General features: G+C 71.0%; 8 protein-coding genes. 3 read left to right on the top strand and 5 right to left on the bottom strand.

The window, feature by feature from the left end; translation table 11 throughout:
• Window positions 1–114: 114 nt before the first annotated feature.
• Window positions 115–927, bottom strand: a complete 813-nt coding sequence (locus PGH47_RS03235) for an SDR family NAD(P)-dependent oxidoreductase (RefSeq protein WP_271667969.1) — start codon at window positions 925–927, stop codon at window positions 115–117.
• A gap of 117 nt (window positions 928–1,044) precedes the next feature.
• Here PGH47_RS03235 and PGH47_RS03230 point away from each other — a divergent pair, with 117 nt between their 5' ends.
• Window positions 1,045–1,896: a helix-turn-helix transcriptional regulator gene (locus PGH47_RS03230; RefSeq protein ID WP_271662115.1), complete on the top strand. Its 852-nt coding sequence runs from the start codon at window positions 1,045–1,047 to the stop codon at window positions 1,894–1,896.
• Window positions 1,897–1,900: 4 nt separating this feature from the next.
• On the opposite strand, the gene PGH47_RS03225 is transcribed toward PGH47_RS03230, so the two are convergent.
• Window positions 1,901–3,676: a serine hydrolase gene (locus PGH47_RS03225; protein WP_271662114.1), complete on the bottom strand. Its 1,776-nt coding sequence runs from the start codon at window positions 3,674–3,676 to the stop codon at window positions 1,901–1,903.
• 169 nt (window positions 3,677–3,845) lie between these two features.
• Between PGH47_RS03225 and PGH47_RS03220 the strand changes: the two genes are divergently transcribed.
• Window positions 3,846–4,955, top strand: a complete 1,110-nt coding sequence (locus PGH47_RS03220; RefSeq protein ID WP_126902174.1) for an NAD(P)H-dependent flavin oxidoreductase — start codon at window positions 3,846–3,848, stop codon at window positions 4,953–4,955.
• Window positions 4,956–4,978: 23 nt separating this feature from the next.
• Window positions 4,979–6,529, top strand: a complete 1,551-nt coding sequence (locus PGH47_RS03215; protein WP_271667968.1) for an acyl-CoA synthetase — start codon at window positions 4,979–4,981, stop codon at window positions 6,527–6,529.
• A 24-nt stretch (window positions 6,530–6,553) separates the two neighbouring features.
• Here the strand turns inward: PGH47_RS03215 and PGH47_RS03210 are convergent, their stop codons facing one another.
• The 3 genes from PGH47_RS03210 to PGH47_RS03200 all read right to left on the bottom strand — a co-directional run bounded on the left by PGH47_RS03210 (window position 6,554) and on the right by PGH47_RS03200 (window position 12,006).
• The gene (locus PGH47_RS03210; RefSeq protein WP_271662113.1) at window positions 6,554–9,463 is read right to left on the bottom strand and encodes an ATP-binding protein; all 2,910 of its coding nucleotides are present in this window, start codon (window positions 9,461–9,463) and stop codon (window positions 6,554–6,556) included.
• Between the two features lie 232 nt (window positions 9,464–9,695).
• Window positions 9,696–10,697 carry a (-)-alpha-amorphene synthase gene (locus tag PGH47_RS03205; protein WP_271662112.1) on the bottom strand — a complete coding sequence of 334 codons (1,002 nt, stop codon included), beginning with the start codon at window positions 10,695–10,697 and terminating at the stop codon, window positions 9,696–9,698.
• On the bottom strand, window positions 10,687–12,006 hold the full coding sequence (locus PGH47_RS03200) for a cytochrome P450 (RefSeq protein ID WP_443048464.1): 1,320 nt from the start codon (window positions 12,004–12,006) through the stop codon (window positions 10,687–10,689). Before PGH47_RS03200 ends, PGH47_RS03205 begins: the two co-directional genes overlap by 11 nt.
• Window positions 12,007–12,016 lie beyond the last annotated feature (10 nt).

Here is a 12,016-nt window from a genome sequence, read left to right as displayed (position 1 = left end):
CTGGACGGCGGTTGGGCGTGGGTGCTGCTTTCCCTTGGACGGCGATTGGGCGTGGGAGCCGTTTTCCTTTGGACGGCGATTGGGGGCGTGTGCCGCTGTCCACCTCGACGCCGGCTAGGCGCGCGTGCCGCCGTCCACCTGGAGGATCACGCCGGTGACGTAGGAGGCGCGGTCGCTCAGGAGCCACGCGGCGGCCTGGGCGATCTCCTCCGGGGCGGCGGCCCGGCCCAGCGGGTTCTGCGCGGTGATCCGGTCGATGATGCCGGGGGAGTGGGTCTCCCACTGGTCGACCATGTCGGTGAGGGTGAGCCCGGGGGCGATGGCGTTCACGCGGATGCCCTCACGGCCGTACGTGGCCGCGGCCGAGGCGGTCAGGCTGTTCACGGCCCGCTTCATCGCGCCGTACACCGGCAGCTCGGGGTTTGCCGCCAGGCTTCCGACGCTGGAGTTGTTGACGATCGCCCCGCGTCCGGCGGTCGCGCGGATCGCGGCGATCTCCGCCTTCATCGCCAGCCACGGTCCCCTGAGGTTGACGGTGGCGACGCGGTCGAACTCGGCGTCCGAGAGCTGGTCCATCGGGCCGGGCGGCTGGATCGTCGCACCATTGTTGAAGGCGACGTCCAGCCGCCCGTAAAGCTCCACGGCCCGGTCGACGGCGGCCCGGACACTGTCGGCGTCGGCCAGGTCGCACAGCACGTGGTCCGCGGTGCCGCCGGCCGTCCGGATCTCCTCGGCGACCGCCTTGAGCTGCGCCTCGGTACGGGCCGCGAGCAGCACCCGGGCCCCTTCCCGGGCGAACAGCCGAGCGGCGGCAGCACCGATGCCCCGGCCCGCACCGGTGACGAACGCGACCTTGCCGGAGAGCAGGCCGGCCGCGGTGACGGGTGTGTCATCGAGACCGGTCGAGATGTCGGGTGTGTTGGTCATGCCGGTCGAGATGTCAGGTGTGGTGTTCATGCCGTCGAGCCTGCGACCGGCCGCGAGGCACAGCCAGGCACCGGCGGTACCTGGCTGGGCGCCCGGCGTCGCGCGCACACTGGAGATGTGGACCGAAGAGAACTGGCGGACTTCCTCCGCAGCCGCCGGGAGCGCATCGCCCCCGCCGACGTGGGGCTGCCGGCCGGCTCGCGCAGGCGTACGCCGGGTCTGCGCCGCGAGGAGGTGGCGCAGCTGGCTTTCATCTCGACCGAGTACTACACCCGCCTTGAACAGGCCCGCGCCCCGCACCCCTCCCGCGAGGTGCTGGCCCAGCTGGCCCGCGCCCTACGCCTGTCCGACGCCGAGCGAACCCATCTCCACCACCTCGCCGGGGCCCCGCCGGGACCGCCGCCGGGACCGACGCGCGAGGTCCGCCAGAGCATCGTCGACCTGCTGCACCGGCTCCCGAACGCCGCGGCGACGGTGATCTCGGCGACGTTCGAGATCATCGCCTGGAACGACCTCGCGGCCGCCCTGATGGAGGACTTCTACGCCCTGCCGCGCGCCGACCGGAACCTCGTCCGGCGCGCCTTCCTCGGCCCGCACCGGGACGGACGCAGGCTCTACGGCGTCTCGGACGTGACCGAGTTCGCGCGCAACTCGGCGCAGCAGCTGCGCGCCGCCGCAGCCCGCTATCCGGACGACCCGGAACTGAAAGGGCTGATCCGCGAACTCCTCGACGGCAGCGCGGATTTCGCCCGGCTGTGGGCGGCCCACGACGTGGCGCCCGCTCCCACGCTCGTCAAGACCTTCGACCACCCCGTCGTCGGCCCCGTCACCGTCAACTGCGACGTCCTCGACCTCGCCGACCGCGACCAGCGGGTCGTCATCTACACCGCCACGCCCGGGACGCCGTCGGAGGAGGCGCTACGGCTGCTGTCCGTCCTCGGCACGCAACGCCTCGACGTCCCCGGCTGAACCCTCAGTCCGCCGACGCGGCCCAGCCGCTCGCGCTGATCCGCGCCGCGTCGGCCGGCCTGGCGTCGTCGAACAGGACGGTGTCAGCCGCCTCGACGCGCACGCCGTCGAGGTATGCGCCCCGGCCCACGTACAGCCGGTCGGTGGTGTACCGGCAGCGGATACCCAGCTGCCGGTGCGCGGGGAGTTCCGCCGTGAGCCGGTGCCACACACGGCCGGACCAGCCGGTGACGGTGCCGGCCGGACGGGGCTGCGGCTCCCCGCCGTGGCGGGTCGTGGTGAAGGGCAGCGGCCGCCAGGTGGTCCCGCCGTCCGTCGTCGCCTCCAGCGCGAGCACGTCGGCCTGGGGTTCGGTGTCCCACCACAGGGCGCAGCACAGCGCGGCGTCGCCGGACGACGTGTCGAGCGCGGGGAGCGCGAGGGTCGCGGTCGTGTCCGCCGCCATGCCCGAGAACCATGCCGTACGGCCGTGGCGTGGGCGAACCGCGACCGCGCGCGCCATGTTGTTCGCGGCCGCCACCCGGGGGGCCGATCCGGAGCGCCAACTTCGCACCGGATGCACCGAGTTGCCGAGGACGACGAGGAAGGAGTCGGTCGTCGGGTCGAGCACCAGCGAGGTGCCGGTGAACCCGGTGTGTCCCGCGGTGCGCGGGGTGGCCATCGCGCCCATGTACCAGTGCTGGTAGAGCTCGAAGCCGAGACCGTGCTCGTCGCCGGGGAAGGCGGTGTTGAAGTCGGTGAACATCAGCTCCACCGATTCCGGCTCCAGGATGCGGGATCGGCCGTAGGCGCCGCCGTTGAGCAGCGTCCGGCCGAGGACCGCGAGATCCCACGCGTTCGAGAACACGCCGGCGTGGCCCGCGACCCCGCCGAGGCTGAAGGCGTTCTCGTCGTGCACCTCGCCCCATACGAGCCCACGATCCAGGCCGGACCAGGGGGCGCGGGCGTCCTCGGTGGCCGCGATCCCGGGTCTCCAGGCGGCTGGCGGGTTGTAGCGGGTGCGGCGCATCCCGAGCGGGCCGGTGATCTCGTCGCGGAGGAGGACGTCGAGCGCCCGGCCGGTGATCTTCTCCAGGACCAGCTGGAGCGAGATCAGGTTCAGATCCGAGTAGAGGTACTTGGTGCCCGGCGGGTTCAGCGGCGCCTCGTTCCAGATGAGTTCGAGTTTTCCCTCGTACGTCGGCGCGCTGTACAGCGGGATCCAGGCGCGGAACCCCGAGGTGTGGGTGAGGAGCTGACGGAGCGTGATGTCCTGCTTGCCCGCGCGGCCGAAGTCGGGCAGGTAGGAGGCGACGGTGGCCTCCAGGCCGAGGGCGCCGCGCTCGATCTGCTGCACGGCGAGGATGGAGGTGAACAGCTTGGAGACCGAGGCCAGGTCGAAGACGGTGTCCTCGGCCATCGGAAGCTGCTGGTCGGCCGGGAACTCGACGCCGGTGTCGGTCTTCTCGTCGTACGACCGATAGCGCACCGCCATGCCGATCGGCTCGTGCAGCGCCACCGTGCCGCCGCGGCCGGCGAGCAGCACGGCGCCCGCGTACCAGGGGTGCTTGGGGGAGGGGCCCAGGAACGCCTCGGCGTCGGTGACGAGCCGGCGCAGGTGGTCGGGGAGGAGGCCCGCCCGTTCGGGTGAGCCGTGGCGCAGTGTGGTGCGGTGACGCGAGGAGGCGGTGGCCGCCGCCGCGGGTCCGGCGGGGAAGGGTGCGATGGCCAGGGCGCCGCCCAGAGCCACAGCCGTCCTGCCCAGTTGACGCCGGGTCAGTCTGTTGCCGCCTTCGGTCATCGAGGTTCCTCCCGCCGCTCCGCCTGAAAGTATCTTTCCGGGATCACCTTGCGTGGTGAAACTTTCGTGTCAGGCGTGGGCGGTGTCAACGGTGCGTTCACCACAAGAGATCTGACGGTGTATCAGAAAAGGCCTTCCGTCGTCCGGAGGACTGCGGCATCCTGCGCCCATGCAGACGGAGCTGAGCAAGAAACTGGGAGTCGAGCACGCCATTTTCGGCTTCACGCCGTTCCCCGCCGTCGCCGCGGCCATCAGCCGGGCCGGCGGCTTCGGAGTGCTCGGCGCGGTCCGCTACACAGCCCCGGACGACCTCAAACGCGACCTCGACTGGGTCGAGGCACATGTCGACGGCCGGCCCTACGGCCTGGACGTCGTCATGCCGGCGAAGAAGGTCGAGGGCGTCACCGAGGCCGACGTCGAGGCGATGATCCCGGAAGGGCACCGGCAGTTCATCAGAGACACCCTCGCCAAGTACGGCGTGCCCGAACTGGCCGAGGGAGAGGCCGCCGGCTGGCGGATCACCGGCTGGATGGAGCAGGTCGCCCGAGGCCAGCTCGACGTCGCCTTCGACTACCCGATCAAGCTTCTCGCCAACGCCCTCGGCTCACCGCCCGCGGACGTCGTGGAACGCGCCCACGACCGCGGTGTACTCGTCGCCGCCCTCGCGGGCAGCGCCCGGCACGCCCGCAAGCACCAGGAGGCGGGCATCGACATCGTCGTCGCCCAGGGCTACGAGGCGGGCGGCCACACCGGGGAGATCGCCTCCATGGTGCTCACCCCGGAGGTCGTCGAGGCGGTCGACCCGCTGCCCGTACTCGCGGCCGGCGGCATCGGCAGCGGACAACAGGTGGCTGCCGCCTTCAGTCTCGGCGCTCAAGGTGTGTGGCTGGGCTCCATGTGGCTGACCACCACGGAAGCGGACCTGCACTCGACCGCGCTGACCGCCAAGCTGCTCGCCGCAGGCTCCGGCGACACCGTCCGCTCCCGCGCCCTGACCGGGAAGCCCGCACGCCAGCTGCGCACCGAGTGGACCGACGCCTGGGACGACCCGGACGGGCCCGGCACCCTCCCCATGCCCCTCCAGGGACTGCTCGTCGCCGAGGCCGTCTCCCGCATCCAGAAGTACGAGGTCGAGCCCCTGCTCGGCACACCCGTCGGACAGATCGTGGGCCGGATGAACAGCGAACGCAGCGTCCAGGCCGTCTTCGACGATCTCACCCGCGGCTTCGAGCAGGCCGTCGACCGCATCAACCGCATCGCCGGAAGGAGCGGCCAGTGACCAGCACCCCCGCGGCAGACGCCGTGAGCACCCCGCCCGTCGGCTTCTGGGCCCAGGCCACCGCCGACCCCGACCGCGAGGTCCTCGTCGCCCCCGACGGCGAGCGGTGGACCGCCGGGCGCCTGCACGCCGCCACCAACCGTCTCGTCCACGGCCTGCGCGCGGCCGGCCTGCGACGCGGCGACGCCTTCGCGGTCGTCCTCCCCAACGGAGTCGAGTTCTTCACCGCGTACCTGGCCGCCTCCCAGGCAGGCTTCTACCTGGTCCCCGTGAACCACCACTTCGTCGGCCCCGAGATCGCCTGGATCGTCGCCGACTCCGGTGCCAAGGTGCTCATCACCCACGAGCGTTTCGCCGGTCCGGTCCGAGAGGCCGCCGACGAGGCCGGACTCCCGGCCACCCACCGCTACGCCGTCGGCCAGGTCGAGGGCTTCCGCCCCTACGCCGAACTCCTCCACGGACAGCCGGACTCGGCGCCCGAGGACCGCACGCTCGGCTGGGTCATGAACTACACGTCCGGCACCACCGGCCGCCCCCGGGGCATCCGCCGCCCGCTGCCCGGCAAGCCACCCGAGGAGGCGTACCTGGGCGGCTTCCTCGGCATCTTCGGCATCAAGCCGTTCGACGACAACGTGCACCTCGTCTGCTCGCCGCTCTACCACACCGCCGTGCTCCAGTTCGCGGGCGCGTCCCTCCACATAGGGCACGGGCTGGTGCTGATGGACAAGTGGACACCCGAGGAGATGCTGCGTGTCATCGACACACACAAGTGCACGCACACCCATATGGTCCCGACCCAGTTCCACCGCCTGCTGGCCTTGCCCGAAGGCATACGGACCCGCTACGACGTCACCTCCATGCGGCACGCCATCCACGGTGCGGCCCCCTGCCCGGACCATGTGAAGCGGGCGATGCTGGACTGGTGGGGCCCCTGTGTGGAGGAGTACTACGCCGCCAGCGAGGGCGGCGGTGCCTTCGCGACCGCCGAGGACTGGCTGAAGAAGCCAGGCACGGTGGGAAAGGCATGGCCCATCAGCGAACTCGCGATCTTCGACGACGACGGCAACCGGCTCTCACCCGGTGAACTCGGCACCGTCTACCTCAAGATGAACACCGGTGGCTTCGCCTACCACAAGGACGAGACCAAGACGAAGAAGAACCGCATCGGCGACTTCTTCACCGTCGGCGACCTCGGCTACCTCGACGAGGACGGGTATCTCTTCCTCCGCGACCGCAAGATCGACATGATCATCTCCGGCGGGGTCAACATCTACCCCGCCGAGATCGAGTCCGCCCTGCTGGCCCACCCGGCCGTCGCCGACGCCGCCGCCTTCGGCATCCCGCACGACGACTGGGGCGAGGAGGTCAAGGCCGTCGTCGAAGCGGCCCCGGGCCACGAGCCGGGTCCCGCCCTGGCCGCCACGATCCTCGACCACTGCGCCGGCCGGCTCGCCGGCTACAAGCGCCCCAAGAGCGTCGACTTCATCACCGAGATGCCACGAGACCCCAACGGCAAGCTGTACAAACGGCGGCTGCGGGACCCGTACTGGGAGGGGCGTACGCGGGCCGTCTGACCGCGGCCGCGGGGCGATCGCGGGTCACGTCCGAGGGTGCGGGAAGGTCTTCAACGCCCGGGCGAGGCCCGCCGCGTCGGTGCCGATCTTGCGATACACGCTGGACAGCAGTTGCCGTACGCCCTGTTCGGTGAGGCGCAGTTCCTTCGCGATGACCGCCTCCTGGCGGCCCTGGACGGTGAGTTCGGCGGTCTGCCGTTCCTGCGCGGTGAGGGTGTCCGTCTGTGCGTAGCGCAGCGGGAGCGGTCGCAGGCCGGCTGCCGAGAGCTCCTGCCTGGCCCGGGCGGCGAGGGCCTCGGCACCGCAGTGAACGGCGCATTCCAGCCCCTGGTAGAGCCGATGGGCGGCCTCCTGCACCTGTCCCTCGCGGGACAGCGCGGCGCCGTGCCCCACGAGCGCGAGCGCCAACTCGTAAGACGCGGGTGAGCGCTCCAGGTGTTCGACGGCCTCGGCGTGCAGTTCGAGCGAGGCTGGACCGCCGGTCACCTCGGCCTCGATGTGGAGCGCATGGCCGATCGCGGAGGCCGCGCCGAAGTCCCGTGCCCGCTTGACGGCGTCCTGGGCGTGGCGGACCGCCCGGTCGGGCGCGCTGTGGGCGAGAGCGGAGGCCAGGTCCAGCTGCCACGGGCACCAGGCCGGGTTGTGCCAGTGCCGTGACTCCAGCCAGTTCCCGACGGCGGACAGCAGCCGTGCCGCCTCGGAGTACCGCTCCTCGGCCAGCAGCAGTTCGGCGTACACCGTGCGGGGATCGGGGAAGATGACGGCGTTCGGGACCACGTCGCCGTAGTGGTACGCGTCGGCGAGCCGACGGGCGTCGACGGTCCGTCCCCGGGCCAGCAGGATCTGGATCATGATGCCGATGGCGAACCACTGGGCGGGTACCGCGCCTTCGACGCGCTCGGCGGTGCGCAGCCCGGCCCTGACCAGTTCCTCCGCCTCGGCGAGGCAGCCGCGACGGTAGCGGATGTAGCCGGAGAGGGTCTGCCCCTGCGCCAGGTGGGAGCCGCGCCACCCCTTGTGCTCGCACTCGGCCATACCGCTGCTGAACAGTTCTTCGGCACGCCACGGCTGGTCGCAGTACATGAAGAGCAGGGCGACCGCGACGGGCACCTCGAAGCCGCGGTTCTCGTCGGTCCAGCTCATTCCACCGTTCAGTGCCTCCTCGGCGTGATCGAGGGCGGTCTGACGCGGTTCGCCGCGCACCAGGGCGTCCCAGGCTCGCAGTCCGAGGATGTAGCGCTCCTCCAGGCCGCGGCGGGGCAGTTTGTCGGCCAGCCGTGCCAGCCGGCGCGAGCGGGCGGACGAGTCGGGCTCGTCGGCGCGGAACGCACTCCATACGAAGTGGTCGGCCTGCATACGCAGTTTGATACGCGCGTTGGGAGCACGTCGTGCCTCGTCGGCGGCCACGGCCGCGGCTTCGGTCAGCCGGTCGGTGTGAGCCAGCGCCTGGGCCAGCCGGTAGACGATGGAGGCACGCAGGTCGGGGTCGATGTCCGGCTGCGTCAGTGCCTCCTGGAGGTGGCAGACGGTGGCGGTGGGCTCGATCAGGAAGGTGGAACCGGCGAGCTCGTGCAGGAGCGCGGCGCGGTCCTCAGCCGGGGGTGGTTCCCGCAGCGCTCGGGTCAGCACACGCCGGGCGGCCTCAGGTGCCCCGGCGCGGAGATACTCACGCGCGGCGGCGCGCAGGACGGAGACAGCTTCGGGCCGGCCGTCGCAGGGCACCTCCAGCAGATGCCGGGCGGCGGCCGTGGGGCCGAACCCGGCCGCCTGGGCGGCGTCGGCGGCCGCGTTGTGCATGCCGACGCGCAGGCCCGGCGGGATGTCGCGGTAGATCGTCGTGGCGATCGACGGGTGGACGAACTCCATGCTGTGCCCGGGCCCGTCGCCGTCCGCGAGGATGCGGGAGTCGCGCAGCTTCCGAGCCGCCTCGGCGGCTTCCTCGCTGCCGACCACCGCGATACCGGCGGCGAGTTCGGCGGAGAAGGACCCGCCCAGTACGGCGGCGGCCCAGGCGAAGCGGACGGTGCTCGGGCCGAGCCGGTGGAGGCGCTCGATCAGTCCGGGGCCCTTGAGCGCCGCGGCGACGTCTCCGACCACATGCAGTTCGTCCTGGGTGCCCCTCAACTGCCGTTCGCGGAGCCTGATGGCCAACTCGACGGTCTCGAACGGGCTGCCGCCGGTGACTGACCAGCACTCGTCGCAGAACTCGTCCTCGGCCGCCTCGCCCACTTCGTTCCTGACGATCCGCGCCACACCGCTCTTGCCGAGCGGCCACAGCGCGTGAGGGCGCTCCTCGTTGCGCTCCACGAGGGTGCGGAAAGAGGTCGCGTCGGGCGGGAGGTCGTCGGGGCGATAGGCGACGACCATCAGGAGCGGGAGGTCGGCGACCCTGGGCGCGAACGAGGCGAGCCAATCGAGGGATTCGGCATCGGCCCAGTGCAGGTCGTCCAGGAGCAGGACGAGCGGTGCGTTCCGCAGCGTCAGGCGGGTCATGACCCAGTCGAGGCCGTCACGCACCCCGGTCGGGTCCGGCGTCCGCGCGGCGTCCGTCGCCTTGAGTCCGAGCGCGGCGCCGACGATGTCGTACCAACTGTCCAGGAAATCCCGGCGCTCCGGTTCGCTCATGCCGGCCAGGGCGGGCTGCATGACCTGGCGTACGACACGGAACGCCAGACCCTGCTCCTTCTCGCCGCCCCTGCCCGACGCGACCGTGAATCCGAGCTCGGTGGCACGGGCCCGCGCCACCGAGAGAAGTGTCGTCTTGCCCAGCCCGGCCTCACCGGTGAAGGCGAGCAACCCGCCCTGTGGCACTCGGGCCACGCCGTCGACGGTGTCGTGCAGGCCCGACAGCGCGGCATCGAGTGCCCGGAGTTCCTGGTCGCGTTCGAGTAGTGGCCGGTGTTTGGTCAGAGGTTGCCGCAGCCCATGGGCCATGTTCGACCGCTTCCTGTCGTTGCTCCCCACCGAACGGGGGCGAGAGTACGCCCTCACGGACGCCCCTTGGTCGGGTTGAAACAGGAGGTCGGCAGGAAAGGGTGAATTCTCCTCGGAGTTGATGCGTTCAGGCTCTCATGGGATAAACTGACCCGTTTTCGCTCGGACTCCAAGCCCCATCGGTGCTGCGGGTGCCGGTCGGGCAGAGACTCAGGGCACCTCGGGCAGAGGCTCAGGGCACCGCGGATGCCGCCGTCGTGTCCGCATACCTCGGCACGGTACGGGACCAGAAGTAGCATCCGCGGATCCAGCCGGCCATGCCCTCCACATAGCCGACCCCGGCCGGGCTCAACTCCGGCCTGATCTCGCCGTAGAGTTCCTCGAACTCGCTGATGGTGCCGTTGATCCGCCGGATGGCCAGCGTGATGGCCGTCGGCAGAGAACACCGGTGTGCGCGTTGATAGGCAAGGGCCAGATTGACCATGCCACCCGTCCGCTGCTCCTTCACCGCGGAGAAGAGATCAGCGATCCATACGGCCGCGTCGGCCGACAGTCGTGCCAGGCGACGCATGGCCGGGTGACGGATCTCCTGCGGCGCCAGCTCGAACGGCTGCTGGGCCTCGCACAGGGGGTGGAACGGCTCGACACCGGCGATGAGGGAACGTATGGACCGGCAAAGGCCGCCCTCCAAGGGGACGGAGTCGGTCTGGCTCACCGCTTCGTACAGCAGACCGTGCACGTACTCCCGGCTGGTCCAGGCCCATCGTTCGGCCTGAGCGGGTGTGCACCGCTCCTGGACCTGCCGATGGAGGTCGGCCAGCGCGGCCCCGAGCAGGGTGTCCGGCGGTTGACCGTCGCGCAGTATCCCGACGCTCTCGCACAGCATGGGCAGCAGTCGGCCGGGCTCGTGCCGGCCGACGTCCTCGGCCCGGTCGTCGAAGACGAACTGGTAGGCGATCTGGTTGGCCATGATCTGGAGCAGGCCGGAATCCATGGCCGGGCTGTTGTAGGCGGCGAGTTCGGCGGGGCGTGTACGGGAGATCATGGCCGCCACTTCCGGTTCATCGGTGAGGCCCCATTTGCTGAGCCATTTCTCGACGCCGGTTGCCGCTCGGGACGCGTGAGGATTGCTCTGGAACGGGAAGGGCATGTAGAGGTTCGCGTCGATCAGCTCCCGCAGATTGACCGCGGTAATTCCGGCCGGAGCGGCGAGCGTGATTTCCTCATGCGTCATGGACATCGTCGCCTCCTGCCGCTCGGGGTTCGTGGACTTCGGTGTTCGGCATTGCCCTGGATACGAGAGCCCCCTCGGGCGGTGGGCCCGCCGGCCGTTGTGACCGCGGTTCGCAGACCATCACCAAATCCCTCGGCCCCAATGACGCCGCGGGGCGGAGCCGTTCGACGTGTCCGGGAAGATGACGAAGACGCCAGTGGCGGGCGATGAACGCGATGGCCACCGTGGCCTCCGTCAGCGCGAATGTCTCGCCGATGCATTTCCGGGTGCCCGCAGCGAACGGAATCATCGCTCCGGGCGGGACGGCCGGAGCCTGCCCCGGCAGCCAGCGGTCGGGGAGGAAGCGGTCGGGCTCGGGGAACGAGGCGGGGTCGTGGTGCAGGAGATACGGGCTGTACAGGACGGTTGCGCCCCGCGGGAGGCGGTGCCCGGCGAGCACCGTGTCCTTGGTGGTGACCCGGGTGAAGAGCCAGCCCGGCGGACGGTGGCGAAGGGTCTCGGTGAGAACGCGCTGGGTGTGGACGAGTCGTGGCAGCTCGTCCGGGCCGGGCGGCCGTCCGTCGGCCAGCACGGCGTCGACCTCGGAGTGGAGGCGGCGTTCGTCCTCGGGATGGCGGGCCAGGAGGTCGAAGGCGGAGGTGAGGCACAGGGCAGTGCTCTCGGCTCCGGCGAACATCAGTGTGAACACCTGGCTGCGGACTTCCCGTTCGGTGATCGCCTCCGCCTCGTCCTTGCTGCGCGCGGCCGTCAGCAGCACTCCCAACAGGTCGTCCCGGTCAGTTCCGGGCTCACCCCGTCGGCGATCGGCGACGGCCGCGTCGACGATGGCGCTCAGACGGGTCGAAGCGTGCCGGAAACGCCGGTTCGCGGGCGTGGGAACCCGGAACAGGGCATCGACCGGCACCACCGTCCGCAGGAACAGGCCGCGCACGATGGTGACGAGGCACCTGTGCATCTCGGCGGCCGTCGCGGCGTCCAGCGAGTCGGAGAACAGGAGGCGGTTGATCACCCGTGCCGACAGCGTCAGCAGCGTCGCGCTGACGTCGACCTCCTGCCCCGCCCGCCACTCGCGGCACAGCGACTCCGCTTCCTCGCCCATCAGCCCCGTCTGGTCGGCGACACGGGCCTTGCGGAAGCCGGGTTGCAGAAGCCTGCGCTGCCGCCGGTGAGCCTGATGACGGCAGGTGCCGACGCCGTCGCCCAAGAGCGTCCGCAGCCTGTCGTAGAGCGGGCCGCCCTTGTCGAAGGTGCGCGCGTCCATGAGGACCTGGTGGACCAGCTCCGGGTGGCAGACCACCCAGGCGCGCACGGGACCCAGG

It is taken from the genome of Streptomyces sp. HUAS 31, from assembly GCF_028198125.1.
Classification (GTDB): Bacteria; Actinomycetota; Actinomycetes; order Streptomycetales; family Streptomycetaceae; genus Streptomyces; species Streptomyces chartreusis.
This window is presented reverse-complemented; position numbering and strand designations above follow the sequence as displayed.

Coding starts and splice junctions, on each gene's coding strand:
- PGH47_RS03235 (WP_271667969.1), bottom strand. CDS start 927: ATGACCAACACACCCGACATCTCGACCGGTCTCGATGACACACCCGTC.
- PGH47_RS03225 (WP_271662114.1), bottom strand. CDS start 3,676: ATGACCGAAGGCGGCAACAGACTGACCCGGCGTCAACTGGGCAGGACG.
- PGH47_RS03220 (WP_126902174.1), top strand. CDS start 3,846: ATGCAGACGGAGCTGAGCAAGAAACTGGGAGTCGAGCACGCCATTTTC.
- PGH47_RS03210 (WP_271662113.1), bottom strand. CDS start 9,463: ATGGCCCATGGGCTGCGGCAACCTCTGACCAAACACCGGCCACTACTC.
- PGH47_RS03205 (WP_271662112.1), bottom strand. CDS start 10,697: ATGACGCATGAGGAAATCACGCTCGCCGCTCCGGCCGGAATTACCGCG.